At 67.3% G+C, this 18,127-nt stretch carries 16 protein-coding genes; 11 read left to right on the top strand and 5 right to left on the bottom strand.

Annotated features, from left to right (window positions below):
* The first annotated feature begins 514 nt into the window (after positions 1-514).
* From HEB94_RS26075 to HEB94_RS26110, 8 genes are all read left to right on the top strand, one after another.
* On the top strand, positions 515-856 hold the full coding sequence (locus tag HEB94_RS26075; protein ID WP_192752347.1) for a hypothetical protein: 342 nt from the start codon (positions 515-517) through the stop codon (positions 854-856).
* Positions 853-2,115 carry an alanine racemase gene (locus HEB94_RS26080; protein ID WP_202896550.1) on the top strand — a complete coding sequence of 421 codons (1,263 nt, stop codon included), beginning with the start codon at positions 853-855 and terminating at the stop codon, positions 2,113-2,115. Before HEB94_RS26075 ends, HEB94_RS26080 begins: the two co-directional genes overlap by 4 nt.
* 29 nt (positions 2,116-2,144) lie before the next feature.
* Positions 2,145-3,635 carry a M81 family metallopeptidase gene (locus HEB94_RS26085; RefSeq protein WP_192752348.1) on the top strand — a complete coding sequence of 497 codons (1,491 nt, stop codon included), beginning with the start codon at positions 2,145-2,147 and terminating at the stop codon, positions 3,633-3,635.
* A 37-nt stretch (positions 3,636-3,672) separates the two neighbouring features.
* Positions 3,673-5,325 carry an extracellular solute-binding protein gene (locus HEB94_RS26090; protein WP_192752349.1) on the top strand — a complete coding sequence of 551 codons (1,653 nt, stop codon included), beginning with the start codon at positions 3,673-3,675 and terminating at the stop codon, positions 5,323-5,325.
* 35 nt (positions 5,326-5,360) lie between these two features.
* Complete coding sequence (locus tag HEB94_RS26095) at positions 5,361-6,290, top strand: Tat pathway signal protein (RefSeq protein WP_192752350.1); 930 nt, start codon at positions 5,361-5,363, stop codon at positions 6,288-6,290.
* Positions 6,277-7,089 (top strand): IclR family transcriptional regulator, encoded by an 813-nt coding sequence (locus tag HEB94_RS26100; protein ID WP_192752351.1) that lies wholly within the window; start codon positions 6,277-6,279, stop codon positions 7,087-7,089. Before HEB94_RS26095 ends, HEB94_RS26100 begins: the two co-directional genes overlap by 14 nt.
* Positions 7,086-8,357 (top strand): aspartate aminotransferase family protein, encoded by a 1,272-nt coding sequence (locus tag HEB94_RS26105; RefSeq protein ID WP_192752352.1) that lies wholly within the window; start codon positions 7,086-7,088, stop codon positions 8,355-8,357. The genes HEB94_RS26100 and HEB94_RS26105 overlap by 4 nt, the downstream gene beginning before the upstream one ends.
* A gap of 86 nt (positions 8,358-8,443) precedes the next feature.
* The gene (locus tag HEB94_RS26110) at positions 8,444-10,672 is read left to right on the top strand and encodes a DNRLRE domain-containing protein (RefSeq protein ID WP_192752353.1); all 2,229 of its coding nucleotides are present in this window, start codon (positions 8,444-8,446) and stop codon (positions 10,670-10,672) included.
* Positions 10,673-11,464: 792 nt separating this feature from the next.
* On the opposite strand, the gene HEB94_RS26115 is transcribed toward HEB94_RS26110, so the two are convergent.
* The 4 genes from HEB94_RS26115 to HEB94_RS54750 form a co-directional block, all read right to left on the bottom strand.
* The gene (locus HEB94_RS26115) at positions 11,465-11,845 is read right to left on the bottom strand and encodes a PH domain-containing protein (protein WP_192752354.1); all 381 of its coding nucleotides are present in this window, start codon (positions 11,843-11,845) and stop codon (positions 11,465-11,467) included.
* A 396-nt stretch (positions 11,846-12,241) separates the two neighbouring features.
* Positions 12,242-12,397 (bottom strand): hypothetical protein, encoded by a 156-nt coding sequence (locus tag HEB94_RS26120; RefSeq protein WP_192752355.1) that lies wholly within the window; start codon positions 12,395-12,397, stop codon positions 12,242-12,244.
* Positions 12,397-12,795, bottom strand: coding sequence for a hypothetical protein (locus HEB94_RS26125; RefSeq protein ID WP_192752356.1), 399 nt, complete (start codon positions 12,793-12,795; stop codon positions 12,397-12,399). The genes HEB94_RS26120 and HEB94_RS26125 overlap by 1 nt, the downstream gene beginning before the upstream one ends.
* Positions 12,796-12,830: 35 nt before the next feature.
* On the bottom strand, positions 12,831-13,196 hold the full coding sequence (locus tag HEB94_RS54750; protein WP_420481544.1) for a DUF4158 domain-containing protein: 366 nt from the start codon (positions 13,194-13,196) through the stop codon (positions 12,831-12,833).
* Between the two features lie 311 nt (positions 13,197-13,507).
* Here HEB94_RS54750 and HEB94_RS26135 point away from each other — a divergent pair, with 311 nt between their 5' ends.
* The 3 genes from HEB94_RS26135 (at position 13,508) to HEB94_RS26145 (ending at position 17,805) form a co-directional block, all read left to right on the top strand.
* Positions 13,508-15,463 (top strand): ABC transporter substrate-binding protein, encoded by a 1,956-nt coding sequence (locus HEB94_RS26135; protein WP_192752357.1) that lies wholly within the window; start codon positions 13,508-13,510, stop codon positions 15,461-15,463.
* Positions 15,464-15,616: 153 nt separating this feature from the next.
* Complete coding sequence (locus HEB94_RS26140) at positions 15,617-16,114, top strand: hypothetical protein (RefSeq protein ID WP_192752358.1); 498 nt, start codon at positions 15,617-15,619, stop codon at positions 16,112-16,114.
* 692 nt (positions 16,115-16,806) lie between these two features.
* A complete protein-coding gene (locus HEB94_RS26145) occupies positions 16,807-17,805 on the top strand; it encodes an IS110 family transposase (protein ID WP_192752359.1) in 999 nt (332 codons plus the stop codon).
* On the opposite strand, the gene HEB94_RS54755 is transcribed toward HEB94_RS26145, so the two are convergent.
* Complete coding sequence (locus tag HEB94_RS54755; protein WP_420481545.1) at positions 17,702-18,106, bottom strand: endonuclease V; 405 nt, start codon at positions 18,104-18,106, stop codon at positions 17,702-17,704. The genes HEB94_RS26145 and HEB94_RS54755 overlap by 104 nt on opposite strands.
* Between the last annotated feature and the right edge of the window lie 21 nt (positions 18,107-18,127).

Below are 18,127 nucleotides of genomic sequence, written 5' to 3' on the forward strand. Positions count from 1 at the left end.
GCCGGTCACGGACCGGATCGCGTCAGTGACCTCTCGATCGCGAGGCGACCTCCTTCCTGGTGGTAGGTACTCCTATCCGATCACGTCCACCTGCCAGAAGGCTTCCGGCTCCGATGGTGACGGGCGCGTAGTCGAAGTACTGAACCCACGAGGTCTGCTGGTGGCGCTCGGAGTGGGCCGTGGGTCCGCGTCTACCCGATCCTGCAAGGTAGTTGGGGCAGCGATGGCACCGTTCCGGACTTCGACGCGGCGCGCACCTACTTCGCCGCCGAAACCCCCGAAGACGCGGCGCGCGTGCTCGAAACCATGCTGGGCCGCCCGGTCAACCCCGACCAGGCGTTCTGAGACAAGGCGGCCCGCCCCAAGCTCGGTCTTCACCCGGAGCGCGCGCTGGCTAACGCTTTCCGTGAAGCGATTCGACACGAATAGCGGCCCTGACCGAATAGGGTCAGGAAGGTTCGGACAGTGAGACGTGCGTGCCGCGTGGTGGATTCGTCATGCAGGATGCCGTGGTATGGCTGCCCGCAGCGACCTCATCTCTGACGGGGCCAACTTTCGCACCCCGTGGCTCTGGGACCACATCGTGCTCGCCCGCACCGACGACCTGTTCGGGACCGTCGACGGGCAGACCCTCGCGGAGGCAGCTGAACCCACGGGCAGGAGCCCTTCCTCGCTCGGCCTCGGCCTGTGTAGGGAGGGTGGCAACCGCGTACAGGTGGTCCTCCGGTACCGCACGGAGGTGGACATGCGTACGTTCCTCCGCTACGACCACGCGGGCGGCTGGCCCGGGTCGAGGAAGGACGGCGATCAGCAGACCGACGCCCGACCGGGCCAGGTCATCCGGGCAGGCCGATGACCAACCAGCCGATGCCGGATGACTGGCAGATCGACTGGCGCTGCAAGGGTTTCCCGCCCATCGACCTGTCGGCCCGCGACGTTCCGTCGGCCGGGTGGCGGTTGCACGAGGACTTCAGCACTCCCATCGCCGCGATCAGGGAGAGCGCGCTGGCCTTCAACCTGGCCCGGATGCGCGACTTCTGCGCCGAACGCGGCGTCGAACTCGCCCCGCACGGGAAGACGACAATGTCGCCGGAGCTGATTCGACGGCAGCTCGACCACGGTGCCTGGGGCATGACGGCGGCGACCGCCTGGCAGGCCCGCGCGATGACGAGGTTTGGGGTACGTCGGATCCTCGTCGCCAACGAGTGTCTGGACCCGGCCGGGCTGCGCTGGCTGGGCGCACACCTGCGAGACGCCCTGGGCACGGAGATCAGCTGTTTCGTCGACTCGGTCGCCGCCGTCACAGCGATGCGGGACGTGCTCGCGGGCGTTCCGGGAGCTCCGCCGGTGCCGGTGCTGGTGGAGGTCGGCCTCGTCGGCGGTCGCTGCGGCGCCCGGACAGCGGCCGAGGCGGTCGAGGTGGCAGCGGCTGTCGCGGCGGCGCCCGAACTCGAGCTGGTCGGAGTGGCCGGGTTCGAGGGCGTGGTCGGCGGGTCCCGTGAGAAGGGGGTGGTGGCGCGGGTCGAGGAGTTTCTGCGCATGCTGCGCCGTACGGCGCAGGAGCTGATCGCGCGCGGATCGTTCCCGGCCGACCGTCCCGTGATCCTCTCCGCCGGCGGCAGCGCCTTCTTCGACCTTGTGGTGGAGGTCCTCACCCGCGACCGGTCGCGGTACGGCGTTCCCGTCGAGGTGGTTCTGCGGTCGGGCTGCTACCTCGTCCACGACCACGGCGCCTACCAGGACAGCTCGCCGTTCGCAGCCGACCGGGGATCGGCGTTCCGACCCGCGCTGGAGGTCTGGAGCAGGGTGCTGTCCTGCCCGGAGCCGGGTCTCGCGTTGACGGACGCCGGGAAGCGCGACATGTCGACCGACGGGCGCCTGCCGCTGGTCCTGCGGAGGCTCCGGCACGGAACGCCCGCGCCCGTCTCCGCGACTGTGCAGGCGGTGAACGACCAGCACGCCTACCTGCGCTACGACGTACCCGATGACCTCAGGGTCGGCGATCTGGTCTGTTTCGGCATCTCCCATCCCTGTACGACCTTCGACAAGTGGCGGGCCATAACGCTCGTCGACGACGACCACCGCGTGACCTCTGTGATCCGTACCTCCTTCTGACGTCCCGAACGGAACGGTCCCTTATGCCGATGCGACTGGCGGTCCTGGGCTTCAGCCACGAGGCGAACACCTTCGCGCCGGTGCCAGCGACGCTGGATCAGTGGCGGCGTGCCGGCATCCTGGAGGGCGAGCGGATCCGCGACGTTTACGAGGCGTCCCGGACGAGCGTGGCGGGCTTTCTCGCATACGGTGCCGAGGCGCACGGCGTGGAGTTGATTCCACTCGTGTACGCGCGGATCACGCCTATGGGTCCGAGTACGAGTGAGGCCCACGAGCACCTGGTCACCCGCATGGTGGCGAGTCTTGTGGACCGCGGTCCCTGGGACGGTGTCCTCCTGCCGATCCACGGCGCTGCCGTCGCGGAGGGATGTCCGGACGCCGACGGCGACCTGATCCGGCGGGTGCGCGGGATCGTCGGACCCGACGTACCGATCGGGGCGACTCTCGACCTGCACGCGAACGTGTCGCGCACCATGGTGGACCACCTCGACGTGGTGACGGTCTATCAGACCAACCCCCACGTCGACGCCTACGAGCAGGCGCTCGCGTGTGCGCGGCTGCTGGGCCGGACTATCCGCGCGGAGATCCGGCCACGGCTGGCCCTGGTCACGCCGCCGCTGGCCGTCACCATCGTGCGGCAGGGCACCGACGACGAGCCGATGGCGAGCCTGCTCGCGGTGGCCCGGTCGGAGGAGGCGCGCCCTGGGGTTCTGTCGGTCAGTGTGGTCGAGGGGTTCCCGTACGCCGATGTGCCGGAGATGGGGATGTCGTTCCTCGCCGTGGCAGACAGGGACGATGCCATCGCCCGCGCGGCTGCGGACCGGGTCGCACGGGCGGCCTGGGAGATGCGCGCGGAGTTCGTCGGCGAGGCGGTGCCGGTGGATGAGGCGCTATTCCGGGCCGCGGCCGCGCTGGCCGGTCCGGTCGTGCTCCTCGACATCGGCGACAACGTGGGCGGCGGGAGTCCCGGCGACTCCACCCACATCCTGCATGCCGCCCGACGGCTGGGGGTGCGGGGACTGGCGCAGTTGCTGACCGACCCGGTGGCGGTGTCACGCTGCGCGGAGGCCGGCGTAGGCGGCCGGGTGTCGCTGGACGTCGGCGGCCGGACCGACGACCGGCACGGCACACCGCTCGCCGTGACCGGGGTGGTGACAGCCGTGACGGACGGACGGTTCGAGGATCCGACGCCCACACATGGTGGCGTGCGCTCCTACGACATGGGACCCACGGCCGGTCTCCGGACCGACGACGGCTTCGACCTCGTGCTCACCTCCGTCGCGGAGGCGACCCACAGCCAGGAACAGTTCCGGCTGGTCGGAGTCGAGCCGCGCGAGTGTCCCGTCATCGTCGCCAAGGGCGTGCACTCACCGCGTGCGGGCTTCGAGCCCATTGCCGCCGAACTGATCCAGGTCGCGACGCCGGGATCGACCAGTGCCGACCTGTCCACCTTCCGCTACGCCCGTCGCCGGCGCCCGATGTTCCCGTTCGAGCCGACCACCCAGTGGTCGGCTCGCTGACGGGCGTCGCTGCCGGCCGAGACGAAGGAGTTTCGAGATGACGCAGGGCGAGATCAGCCGACGCGGGTTCCTGCGCGGAGTCGGCGGTGCGGCGTTGGTCGCCGGAGGCTCCGCGGCCGTAGGCGGGTGTGGGGGAGGCGACGGCCTCGGCCAGGGAGGTGGCGCGCGGGCGGGGAGCGACGCGGCGGTACGCCTGCCCGCGTATGCACCGAAGACCGCCGTCGAGGCGGACCTTCCGGCGTTGCCCAACGGCACACCGGGTGCTTTGCTCCGCTATCCCGCCGCACCGAAGCGGATGTACGAAGGTCCGCCCGCGCACGGGGGCACCATCGACGTCCTCAAGATGATCGACGGCGCTCCACCGCCGCCGGTCCAGCGCAACCCGTTTTGGCAGCAGCTGAACAAGCGGGTCGGCGCCGAACTCCAGCTCAACAACGTGATCGCGTCCGACTACTCCAACAAGCTGGCCACCCTGCTGGCCAGTGGGGACCTCCCGGACCTGGTTCAGCTCCCGACCAACGTCCCGCACCTTCCCGACGTGCTGGCCAAGGAGTTCCAGGACCTGAGCGAGTGGGTGAGCGGCGACGCGGTGAAGAACTACACCGGCCTCCCTGCGATGTCGGAGGTGTCCTGGAAGAACGTCGCCTTCAACGGCGGCATCTGGGGCGTGCCCTGGCAGTTGGGCCTGCCCGCCTCGGTGCTGGAGATCCGCCAGGACCTGGTGGAGGAGAAGGGCCTCACCGGTGAGCTCCACGACGGACAGGACTTCCTCGACCTGTGCGCCGCCCTGACGGACCCGGACCATCAGCGGTGGGCGATCGGAACACCCTCGACAGCGCTCAACATCGTCCGGGAGATGGTGGGCGTCCCCAACAACTGGAAGCAGGTCGACGGCGAGTTCACCAGCATGTACGAGACGGAGGAGTACCGCCGGGCGCTCGACATCATCGCGTCGCTGTGGAAGAAGGGCTACATCATCCCGGACTCGATGAACTCCACCGCGCCGATCAGTGACTGGTTCGGCAGCGGCAGGGTCGCGATGAGCGCGGGCGGTTACACGAACTGGGCCCTCTACATCACCGCAAACAAGCCGACGAACCCGAAGTTCACGATGGGATGTCTCGTCCCGCCGAAGTGGGAGGGCGGCGGCCAGGCAGCCCACTGGGTCGGCAACGGGATGTACACCTTCACGGCGGTCAGGAAGGCGAGCAAGGCGCGCGTCGAGGAGCTGTTGCGGGTGCTGGACTGGTTCGCCGCGCCCTTCGGGTCGGAGGAGTACACGTTCCGCCGCTACGGCGTACCCGGCCGCGACTACACGGTGGTGAAGGGCGAACCCGCCGTCACCCGCACGGGCACCAACGAGGTCCAGAACATGGCGATCGGCTACGTCGCCACCTGCCCGTTGCTGCTCTACATCCCCGGCCAGCCCGAGGCGACCAGGGACGAATACGACGCGCTCAGCGCGCTCATGAAGGTCACCGTCGCCAACCCCACCGTGGGGCTGTTTTCCGACTCCGCGCTCACCGCCGGCCTCACCAGCGAGAACAAGCTGCTGGACCTGCAGAACGGCATCATCTTCGGCCGCGAACCGCTGTCCGCCTGGGACGAGGGTGTCCGATCCTGGCGGTCCGGCGGCGGCGACCAGGTGCGATCCGAGTACGAGAAGGCGTTCGCGGCCGCGAACAAGTAGGACCCGACCCAGTCCGGAAGGATGGAGCAGGCGAGATGTTCTGGGGACACTTCCTCTACCTCGGCGTCAACATGTGGAGCGACCGTCCACCGAAGTTCGTCGAGGAGCTCACGTTCGACTACGAGGTGTGGGAGGAGGTCACCGCGAAGATGTCGGCCGACGGCCTCGACCTGCTGGTCGTCGACCTCGGCGACGGCGTCCGCTACGAGAGCCACCCGGAGATCGCGGTCCGGAACGCCTGGAGCCCGCAGCGGCTCCGGGAGGAACTCGCGAGGTTGCGCGCCCTCGGCATCGAGCCGATCCCCAAACTGAACTTCAGCACCGCCCACGACGCCTGGCTTCGGGAGTACGGTCGGATGGTCTCGACGCCGCGCTACTACGAGGTGTGTGCCGACCTGCTCGCGGAGGTCGCCGAGCTCTTCGACCGGCCGAGGTTCGTCCACATCGGCATGGACGAGGAGACCGCACACCACCAGCGCACCTTCGACTACTCCGTCGTACGCCAGAACGACCTGTGGTGGCACGACCTGGTCTTCCTCGCCGAGCAGGTCGAACGACACGGCGCCCGGCCCTGGATCTGGTCCGACTACGCCTGGCACCATCCGGACCTGTTCTACGAGCGGATGCCCCGACGGATCCTGCAGAGCAACTGGTACTACGGCGAGTCCTTCGAACCCCCGGCAGGCGGCCGACCGCGGGTGCTGGAGGAGGCGGAGGGCTTCTTGACCTATCCGGACCTGGAGGCGCACGGTTACGACCAAATGCCCACCGGTAGCACCCACTCGGACCTGGCGAATTTCGGCCGCACCGTCGAGTACTGCACCGAACACATCGACGGCTCGCGGCTGCTCGGGTTCCTGCAGGTGCCCTGGCGGCGGACGGTCGCGGAGTTTCGCGACATCCACCTGACCGCCGTCGACCTGGTGCGGGAAACCAAGGAGAAGTACGACGATGCGAAGCGGTAAGGCCGCCGTCGCGGTGCGGACCGACGGCCGGGCCGACGCCAGCGGGTCGGCGTACTCCATTCGCGCGGTGCAGCGGGTCTGCGAGATCCTGGATCTGATCCAGGAGAGCCCGGACGGATTCTCCCTGGCGGAGGTGGCCGAGGTGACCGCGCTGCCCAAGAGTTCGGCCTACCGCTACCTCGCCACCCTGGAGGAACGCCGTTACGTCCAACGCGATCCGGGCAGCGGGTTGTTCAGGATCGGCTCGGCGTTCCTGCCCCTGCAGTCCCAGCAGCTGCGGCTGCTTGCCGACCAGGCCCGCCCGCATCTGGAGCGGCTGCGCGACCGCTTCGAGGAGACGTTGAACCTCGGCCTGCTGGACGGCAACCAGGTGTCTTACGTCGAGATTGTGGAGAGTCCGAAGTCCGTTCGGCTCGCCGCGCGGGCCGGCGACCGGGACCCGTTGCACTGTACGGCGTTGGGCAAGGCGATCGCCTCGACCCTCGCCCCGGAACGCGTGCGGGCGATCCTCGCCGCCGAGGGGATGCCGCGGCGTACTGAGGCGACGATCACCGACGTCGAGACCTATTTCGCCGTTCTCGAGGAGACCCGGGCACGGGGCTACGCACTCGACGCGGGGGAGAACGAGGAGGACGGCACCTGCCTGGCCGTTCCCCTGACCGGGATCGGGCTTGCCGCCTCGATCAGCCTGAGCGCGCCGTCCTCGCGTTTCCCCGGTGAGCGGGTCCGCGAGGTGGCCGCCGCGCTCACCGCGGCGGCGTCCCAGTTGACCATCGACATGACGGGGGCGAGCAGATGACTAGGAACCACACACGGTCCGCGGAGCTGGCCGCCCGCGCGGCAGGCCTGACGCCGGGCGGCGTGCACTCGAACGTCCGGCTCGCCGGACCCAGGGTCTTCTTCGAACGCGGCGAGGGCGCCTGGCTGTGGGACGTCGACGGCAACGACTACGTCGACTACCTGCTCGGCCAGGGACCGAACTTCCTCGGTCACGCGCCGCGTGCCGTCAACGACGCGGTCGCCGCCGCGATGCGCAGAGGATCCGTCTTCGGCGCCCAGCACGCGCTGGAGAACGACGCGAGCGAGCTCTTCCTGCAGGCCGTGGGGTGGGCGGACCGGGTTCGCTTCGGCGTGTCCGGTACGGAGTCCGTCCAGCTGGCCCTGCGGCTCGCACGAGCCGCGACAGGCCGGAGGCGGTTCGTACGATTCGCTGGGCACTACCACGGCTGGCTCGACAACGTACTGGTCAGGACTGTCGACGAGACGACCACACCGGCGAGCGCCGGCCAGCTCGACCAGTTCGACCAGTTCCACGTGCTTCCCTACAACGACCTCGCCGCCGTCGAGACACTTCTCGCCGAGCACGCCGACGACTTGGCGGCGATCCTGCTCGAGCCCGTCATGTGCAACAGCGGCGTCGTCCCGCCGCGGGACGGGTATCTGCGGGGGCTGCGCGACCTGTGCGACCGGCACAGCGTCGTGCTGATCTTCGACGAGGTCATCACCGGCTTCCGGATCGCGCCGGGCGGAGCCGCGGACCGGTACGGCGTCGCCCCCGACCTCGCGACGTACGGCAAGGCCATGGCCGGTGGCTGGCCGGTCGCCGCCGTCGCCGGGAGGGCGGAGCTGATGGACCCGATCGGGACCGGCGAGGTGAACCACTCCGGCACCTTCAACGCGTCCGTGCCCGCGTGTGCGGCGGTCGCCGCGACGCTCCGACAACTGCGCGACGATCCGCCGTACGACCGGCTGGAGACACACGGCGGGAAGCTCGTCGACGGGTTGCGCGAGCTCGGGACGCGTCACGACGTGCCACTGCGCGCGCAGGGACTGCCGATGGCCTTCCACATGTCGTTCGGCGACCCGAGCCCGATCCACGACCTAGGTCAGCTCGACCGGCTCGACCTGGAGCGCTACGCGCGGTTCGCGCACGTGCTCGTGGACTACGGCGTGTGGGTCGCACCGCGCGGGATCTGGTACATCTCCGCCGCGCATGGTGAGAAGGAACTCGTTGCCGTGCTCGAACGCGTCGACGCCGCCCTCGCCGCTGGCGGAGGCGACCGGTGACTGGTCGCCTGCCTCGCGCATCCTGCGGGACGCACGTGATCCGATCAGCCAGCCGACACTCACGTCGACCTTTTGGGAGCCCAGCCATGCCTTCGACCACGTCGCCCGAACCGTCCGTCTCCGGTCGGGGAATCAGTCGGCGCACCCTCCTCGGTGGAATCGGTGCCGCCGCTGCGATGTCCGGGCTCCCCGCCGCGCCCGCGGGTGCGGCGACGCCCCCATCGGCCGCCGGCGCTGTTGGTGTCGTCGTGCAGAACGAGTCGGCGGGTCGGGGCATGCCGCTCGTCGGCTACAACACCGGGCACTACATGCCGGGCAGCAACACCTCGGCGTGGCTCGAGTACTCGCGGGTCAACGCCGTCCGCTTCTTCGCCTCCTTCACGCAGTGGGCACCGGACGAGGCGTTCGACGGGGGAGCGGGCATCGAGAGCGTGCAGGACTTCGACGCGCGCAAGGCGCAGTTGCGCAGCGATCCGGAGCGGAGTCCGTTCCTGCGGTGGGACATCCTCGAGGACCTCTTCGAGAACCAGGTCTACAGCGATACCAACCACTACCAGCTCAACTACCAGGTGGCAGAGCTCCAACGACTCGGCGTCGCCCCGATCATGGAGGCGGTGGAACTCGCTTGGAACCGCCCCTGGTCCGGGCTGTGGCTGCAGTGGCAGAAACACTATGCGTTCACCTACCACCTGGCTCGCCACTACGACGTCGAGCGGTACAACTTCCTCAACGAGCCGGATCACCCGAGCGCAGCCGGCGACATCGTCGACCAGGCCGTCTACGTCCGCGGGCTCCAGCTCGCCTCCGACGCGATCCGGTCGGCGATCGCGGATGTCAACTCCCGCTACGGGAAGTCGCTGCGCGCCATCGTGCAGGCGCCGGTCATCACCCACGCATCCAGTTCCAAGGGTGACGACCACATGGACGCCGACAGCGACGCTGACCCTCGCGACGACGAGCACGGCTGGGGCGAGATCTCGCTGCGAAACCTGCGCACGGACTATCACGGGGAGACTGTCGAGCATGACATCTTCGACGTGTTCGACACCCATCAGTACAACAAGACCGCGCCGACCTACGAGTACGAGATCGCGATGATGCGGTCGAAGATGCGGATGTACACGCCGACGGGTGTCGCACTGCCGATCGTCTACAGCGAGTTCAATCGGCGTAACACCGGCGCCTTCGAGACCAGCGGCGACGACCTCGACACGCCGGCCATCTACTGTGACCTCGCGGGCATCTGGGCGGCGGCCGCAGCAGGACAGGTCGAGGGCATGATCGCCTTCAAGTTCCAGAACACCATGCGGGCGAATGGTATCCCGTACGGGACCGGCTTCTATTACGTCGCGAACGAGGGCCGGTACGACATCCACGGCGTGACCAAGGCTGGCGAGGTCAACCGGCTGTTCGCCAAGGGCTTCAAGGGCGACGCCAAGGAACTGTTGACGGTGGCCGCCGACGACGGCCGAATCGTGCTCGCCGCCCACGACCGGGAGGCGCGCCGCTGCGCGATCTGGCTGCCCCATCCCACCGGCACGCCCGCGGAGTCCGTGACCCTCGACCTCCGCGCGCTGCCGGTTGCGCGGCGGGGGAGCGAGGTCGTGGTGGAGGAGGTCAGCCCGACACACAGTGGTGGCATCGTGCTGAAGGCGCCACTGCCGGGCTCTGGACGTCTCACCCTCGAACAGCCCGCCGACTCGGTCTGGTTGGTGACTGTCACCGCTCCCGGCCCGATCCATCGAGTCGAGGCGCATGTCGATGCCCACGTTCGAAGTGGTGGCGAAACCAGTGGTGGCGACATGCTTGGCGTGTCCTTACCCGCTGCCGGTGCGATCGGTGGGATCGGGACGGACGGCGCGACCGGGGCGGAGGTCAGCTACCTCGCGTTCGACCTCGACCACCCGCCGGTGGAGGCCAGGCCGCCGCGCCAGGCGGTCCTCGAACTCTTCGGGTCGGGTGAGGACGCCGCGCCGTTCACCTTCACCGCGTACGTCGTCATCGACACGGCGTGGGTCGGGCAGGACCTGACCTGGGAGACCGCGCCCTACCTCGACCCGGACGGAGTACGCGCGACGGAGGTCGGCACCACCCTGTTTCCGGCTGGCCAGGTGTCGCTGGAAGGCGCTCCCGGAACCGCCAGACTCGACGTGACGGATGCCCTGCGGCACGTCGATGGTGACGCGGTCGGGTTCCTGCTGATCCGGGAACGCCGTCGGGCCGAGGACAACGCCGATGACGGGCGACGTGGGGAGATCGCGTCCGTCCGCGCCGAGGAGTCGGAGCGCCGTCCCCGGCTCGTCCTGTCGTGGTGAGAACTGTGACTTGACATATCGGCTGTGACGACAGCTCCCCGCTTGCGCGGGGAGCACCCCAGGCGTGCCCGACCCGCACCTGCGGACAGACGGACCACCCCCACCCGCGCGGGGAGCACACTAGTTGACCTGGGGTTTTTGAAGCGCATGCGGTCGTATCTCGCTCACTTTAGTCGGCTGATCGCTGCACGACCTAGGCGGCGCCGCGTCGGGTGTTTCCGCAGGTGGGAGAGGGTGCGCCCGGGAGGATTCGAACCTCCGGCCATCGGATTAGAAGGAGGGCTCACAAGATCGCCCAGGCCATCTACCTGCGCTTTTGCCCGCAGCACGATCCCCAAGGAATACCCCAACCCTCATGGTTGACCACAGTTTCGTGTCACGAACCGTGTCATGGCTCAGCGAGACCGGTAGTTGCCTTCGGACTATCGGCAGGGTGGTCCGACGGTGTCCCTCGGCATCGGCAACCCGGCTAGGAGCTCGTCTGCGTCGGACCTGGTCAACACCACTTGGATCGGGTCCCATGGCGGATGTTGCCCGACTCCGAGGTGGGCCGGCCGTGCTTGTCATGCACGAGGCCCTCGCTCATCTCCTCATTCAGCGTCCTCTCCAGCACCGATGGTGTCAGCTGCTTCAGCAGCCCGTCCGGACCAGTCAGCGACAGGCCCTGCTCCCGAGCCCGACGGACCGATCTCGTGCAGGGCTGCCCACTGTCGTGATACGACGATCGGCGGGGAGGGAGGAGACCTACCCCGCCGATCAGGTGGTGCTAAGCGGCAAGTGATAACGCGACGGCTATCCGTTCAGCATGTGCCAGAGCACAACGTCGTGGACGTGTTTGGCCTTCTCCTCGCCGCGGAACTGGACCTCGTAGTCCTTGCTGCCGGCTCGGATCGAGATGATCGACGACGAAGCGAACTTGCCGAACATCGACTTGTCCGAGACAAACGACACCGACGAGACCTGGCGGTACGGGACTGAGGTCAAGGCGACCTTCTTCCCGACGAAGGAGTTGTCCTGGAGGACGACGCGACGGGTGGTCACGGCGATGAAGCCGGTTCCGGCGCCGATGGCGTCGTAGACCGCGATGATCTCCTCGCCGTTGAGGAGGCCGGCGCGGATCTTCTCGAACTGCTCCGGCTTGTCGAAGACGGGCTGGGCTGTCTGGTGGGTCATGGTGGGGTTCCTCTCTGTCAGCCGTCTGGCATGCACTTCTTGTGCTCCATCCAGTACTCGGCCCCCTCGCGGTTCGCGTCGGCATCGCTGTGCAGTACTGCGCGGCGACGATGGTGTGGGGCACCGGCCCGTACGGGTGCCGGTACGCGTGGCCGTGGGTGACTGTGATCAGGCCCCCCTTTTCTCCAGCGCCGCGAGCGTTGCTCCCGCGCCCTCATCAAGGACCTCGTGACGCATGCTGCTCTGCCGCCCTAATCAGAGCCGTACCGACGCCTTGCTCGACCGCCGCCCGCTTCCCGCAGGCCCGGATGGGTGAAAGTAGCCTGGATGACCGTGCGACGCGCCTTAGGTGCGATACGCGGCAGCGGCACATCGTAGTCCGAGGTTCCGCCACTGCTATGCCGGTGGCGGCGTCCGTCGCTGCGCCCGGTCTCGACGGAGGTCGGCCTCAGCGGCCCGATCCCGGTCGTAGATGACCCGCAGGTAAACCCGCTGCCGCTCGTTCAGCCCGGCCCACGCCCGACCTGCCCTGGTAGGGCTCGCTGGGCTCATCACACCCTCCTATGCAGGTCCAGCGGCACCTCGTCCGGGGCGATATCCCGCACCCGCATCATCCGCACCAGATGCCGCCACTGCCGGCCCTGGTCGGTGGCGATGTCGGCGTGGATCTCGACGACGACGAGCGGCGCGACCTGGTGGTAGCCAGTCGGCCTCGACTGCCAGTTGACGGTGAGCCTCGCCGGCCACGGATGCCCACCGATCGCGGCGACGAGCAGAGGCGCGACCGACGCGGCCTGCGCGTCCGCCAGATGCGTCGTCCGCCCCGCGTAGTGCAGCCTGCCGGTGTCGGAGCCGTACCGGCCGAGCAACAGCGCGTACGGGCGGTGCAGCGAACAGGTCACCCCGCCGACCACCGCGTCCGTCGCCTGCCGTGACTGTACTTGAGCCACGCTCGCGCTCCGGACACGTACGTTCGCGGACTTGATCACCAGGCCCGACCCCGGCGACAGCCATCGTGTCGAACCACCTGCGACAACCGAGCAGCCGCGCCCGCCGGAGCCGACGCAACGTCGTCGGGAACGAACCCCAGCCACGGCAGCGTGCACAGCTGAACCGCAGCACCGAGCACGCCCCCGTCCGTGCGGAACTTCCGTAGAAACGCCTCATCGGCACCAGCCAGCGTGAAGTGCCGAATCAGCTCCATCCGGTTGATCTCCGGGAACCTGCGAAGCTGCGCCAGCTCCTCCTCAGAAAACACGTCAGGCCGTCCTCGCTCTCCGCCGGAGCCGTGGTGGGCGAACGTTGATTGCCAGCTTCTGACAGACACCTTGACCGGGCTGAGCAGTGCCATGAGCCTTAAGGCTGGCGTGAGAACTCCCGGCGGGCTGCGGTGGTCCCCGCACCCCACCCCACAAAATCGCTTCACGATTCCGCGGGGACCCCCGGGTCGGTGCTCGCTGCGTTGTCGCCCACCCCGCGAAAACGCTCCGCATTTCCGCGGGACGCCGGGGATGGTTGCCAATAGAACCCGCTATTGGCTCCTCCGCCCGGCGAGCACGGCGCGGCCGTGCTGCATGAGCGGCTGGCGCCGCATGGCCGACCTCGCCGCCGGGAGTTCTCAGGCTCTGCGACGACAGTGACCGGGCGTTGAGAGGAGCCGTGATGGACCACCAGTCGACGAGGCGTGATCTGCTCCGGGTAGGGGGGACTCTGGTCTTCGTCACGGCGACGGCGTCCGCCTGTGACCTGCTCTCGACCAACCCGTCGCGCTCGGGCCAGTCGGGGCGCGGTGCCGGGGGCGGTCCGAAACCGAAAGAGGCGCCGATGCTCGCTGACCTGGTGAAGCGGGGTGCCATCGATCCAGTGGAGAAGCGGCTACCGCCGAAGCCCGTCATCGTCCAGCCGAACGACCGGCCCGGTGTCTACGGTGGTGAGTGGCGACTCAACACGGTGGCCAGCGGCTATGGCACGGGCGCCACGCAGTACCAGATCGCGGGTTACGAGAACCTCGTGCGCTGGGATCCGACGTTCACCAAGATCATCCCGAACATCGCCGACAGCTATGAGATCAGCGCCGACAGCACCACGTACACGTTTCATTTACACAAAGGGATCAGGTGGTCCGACGGGCACCCGTTCACCGCCGCCGACATGGTCTTCGCGGTGCAAGACGTGATCATGAACACCGAACTCTCACCGATTCCACAGTTCGGCGAGATGTCAGCAGAGCAGCTCGACGACTACACGGTCCGGTTGACGTTCGCTGAGCCGAACGGTGTGTTGATCCAGAACATCGTCACCCGCACCGGACTCGTCTTCACCGACAATCCGGCGCACTATCTCAAGCAGTTTCACAAGAAGTACAACCCGAACGTCAACGCGCTGGTGGAAAAAGAGAAGTTGGACGACTGGCTGGCGCTATTCAACCTGAAGGGTGGCGACTACAGCTTCGGGTCGAACGTCGACAAGCCCACGCTTTACCCCTGGGTCTTGAAGAGCGTGTCCAACTCCCAAATCGTGGTGGAGCGGAACCCGTACTACTGGAAGGTCGACCCCGACGGCAGCCAGTTGCCGTACCTGGACCGGATCGTCTGGACGGTGGTCACGAACGAAGAGACGACGCTGCTGAAAACCGCTAACGGCGAGGTCGACTTCTCCTACGGGGATCCGAAGAACAAACCCGTCCTGGCGCGGGGTCGTTCCCAGGGCGACTACCGGTTCTTCGATGCGGTCCCCGGGCACACCAGCGACGTATGCATTTACCCCAATCTCGCGCACAAGAATCCGGTGCTGCGCAAGATCTTCCAGAACAAGGACTTCCGCATAGGCCTCTCCTACGCCATCAACCGGCAGGAAATCATCGACGCCGTATTCCAGCGCCAGGGGGAACCGTGGCAGATCGCCCCGCGCAAGGAGTCGAGCTACTACGACCGCGAGATGGCCGAGCAGTACCTTGAGTACGACCCGGACCGGGCCAACGAATACCTCGACCGGGCATTCCCCGACAAGGATCCGGACGGCCGGCGGCTCGGGCCCGACGGCAAGCCCATCACGTTCAACATCGACGTGCATGGCGGAATCACGGAGTGGGTCGACACGATCGACCTCGTCGTGCGCTACTGGCGAAAGGTCGGCGTCAACGCACGCCTGAATAACATCAGCCCCGAACTGGCCGTGACTCGCGGCGAAGCCAACCAGCACGACATGGCGGTCTGGTCAGGCGAGGGTGGTCTGGATGCCGTCATCCTGATCAATCCGTACAACTACCTGCCGATCCTCTCGCCGTACTCCTTCTTCGGGGTGCCATGGGTGGCGTGGTACGACAGTGACGGAAAGGAAGGCGAAAATCCGCCCACACCCGTCCGGCGGCAACTGCAGCTCTACGACGAGGCGCTGGCCACGTCCGACACCCAGCGCCAGCATGACCTGATGACCGAGATCTTGCACATCGCGAAGGAGGAGTTCTTCGGGATCGGTATAAGTGCGCCCACGAGTTCGTACGGGATCGTGAGCAACCGTACGCAGAACTGGGCGAAGCAGATGACCACCGGGACGGTGTGGGTCTACATGGACCCCGCGCCCAGCAACCCGTGCCAGTATTTCGTGGAAGAGCGCTGACTGTTTCAGCGCAGCTGCTTTCGCGGTCGAATCTGACCAGATGTGACGCTGACCGTCGTACGTATGGCGTAGGGGGACACACTGAGCGGGTGGGCGTACCACCCGCTGCGGGCGTACCGGATCAGCGCCTCGCTCGCCTCTCGGCGAGCGGTGATGCGTGCCTTCGAGGAGGTCGGCGAGATCAGGGCCGGATTGGATGAGTGCTGGCAGCAGTACGTTGTCTCCTTGCTGATGTCTGGCGAAGAGCGTGCGGATGGACGTCGCCGTGCTCGCGATCTCGAGCGGTTCCCGGTCGGTCCCGAAACACCGTTAGATGCACAGTCCCGCTCCAGGCGGGCCGTGGGAGGAACCGTGAACCCGATCGCGGAGATGCTGATCGATTCTGTTGACTGGTCGAGTTATCAGGAGCTTGGTCAGCCCGCGATCACGCTTGGCGTAGCGTTACGCGACCTCCTCTCGAGTTCGAACGTTGAGGAGGCGTCAACCGCGTGGAGTGAGATCGAAGAGCACGTCTTCTCGCAGGGGACGATCTACTCCGCGGCTGAGCCGACGGTTTCCGTCATGTTAGCTGCGCTCACCGAGGACCAACCGTCCTGGCGTAGCGGTCGGATCGTAGATCTCTTGTTCTTCATCGTGCGGGCGCTTCTGTGACGGATTCGTCGTTGCAGGATCGATGTAGAGAGCGTGAGCGCGAAGGGCTGTGGCTTCTTGCGAGCTGGGCACTCACGCATGATGGTTGGATGCGGGACAACGTGCTTGAGGTGATCGAGGTTGTCGCACCAGACCGCGTGGAGATGATCCGGACGGCGACGGCGGGCTGATGTCCACGCGAAGTCGTCGCGGGCCTCGATAGCGGTCAGCGGGCTTCTCGGTCGACGGCCGGCCGACCCCGGCCGCGAGCGAGACGGTCCACTCTCGCCAGCGCGGTCGGGATCCGATTCGATCCGGCCATCGCCGCCACGATCCGCGCGGCCTCGACGATCTCAAGGCCGTCAGCGGCTGTGACATAGAGCGGCCGCGTAGCGGCGCCGCGGATGACCTCGACTGCGTGCGTTGCGGTGTGAAATGGAGTCTTGGCAACGCCGATAACGGGAAGGTCTGTGAAGACTTACCTCGGCGTTGCACCGGACGGTCTGACCCCGGCCAATGTATGACCCGCCGATATCTGTGGTGTCCTGCGTTCGATTTGTCGGCCGGCTCCGGTGCAACGCCGTGGTGCGCACCGGCTAGGCGGAACTGACCTGATAGGAGCTTGGACCAGAAGCCCCGTCACAGACTTGTCGCCCGCCCGGCCGGTTCGCTCCGTCCGTCAGAACAGCCCTAACGGAAGAGCGGATCCCAGCATGACAACCCAGCTTGCTGCCGAGTCAACGGTCATCCGGGTCATCGGTGGTGTCGACACCCACAAGCACACCCATTACGCGGCCGTGGTCGATGACCACGGTCGCTTCCTGGGTCACCGGGAGTTCCCGGCTAACGACCGCGGCTATCAGCAGTTGCTCGCCTGGCTGCAGGGACACGGTGCCGTTGTCGCGATCGGTGTGGAGAGCACCGGCTCGTTCGGCGCAACCCTCACCCGGTTCCTCACCGCTCAGGCAGTGCGTGTGGTCGAGGTCAACCGGGCGAACAGGCTGGCCCGACGGATGGACGGCAAGTCCGACCGACTCGATGCCGAGCAGATCGCTCGAGCCGGCGTCATGATCGGCGCGCCCTCACCGCTGCGCGACGAACTGGTCGTGCTGACCAAGAAGACGCTGGTCAACCGGTGCCTACGGCTCCGGCCCGAATCCGACGACCTGCTCGGTCTGACCGCCCACCCAGTCCGGATGCTGATCGCCGGCGTCAAGCTCGCCCTGCGCGACCTGGCCCGGCGCTGGAAGCAACTCGATGCCGAGATCAAGGCGCTCAACAAGCAGATCGACGCCCTGGTCCGGGTCGCTGCACCCGAGTTGGTGGAGCTGCACGGCGTGGGGGTTGAGATTGCCGGTCAGTTCCTCGTCACCGCAGGTGACAACCCCGAACGCATCCACAGCGAGGCGGCCTTCGCCAAGCTCTGCGGCGTCGCACCACAGCCCGCCAGCAGTGGTCGAACCAGCGGCAGACACCGGCTCAGCCGCGGCGGCGACCGTGCCGCCAACAGCGCTCTCTACATCATCACCATCGTCCGCATGCGACGACACCAGCCCACCCTCGACTACATCCAACGCCGAACCGCCGAAGGACTCAGCAAACGCGAGATCATCCGCTGCCTGAAGCGCTACATCGCCCGCGAGATCTACACCAACCTGCCGCGACCAACCCACCAAGATCCCGCCCAAAACCCACTTCCATCAACGGCTTGACGAACATAGGAGCATCGAGTGCTTCTGCGGCATGCGCTCCCAGCCCTGGTCGCCCCTGCGGATCAAGGGTGGCGTGACCGTCGATGACGAGGAGTTCAAGGGGTGGACCGAGGGCCAGCACCGCCTGGATGCATGGAAGTTGCCGCTTGAACAGCGCCCCCGATTCGTATGGCACTGTCCGGGAGATGTCGGCCACGTGCTCGGACTTCACCGTTGAGAAGGAAGGCTCACCACAAACGACCAGCGCAGCCTTCGTCCCACCCATGTCGTCGTAATGGACGTCCACGGCTCCGACAGTCATTGTGCGGTCCACGATGCGGGC

It is taken from the genome of Actinopolymorpha pittospori (genome assembly GCF_014873875.1).
GTDB lineage: Bacteria > Actinomycetota > Actinomycetes > Propionibacteriales > Actinopolymorphaceae > Actinopolymorpha > Actinopolymorpha pittospori.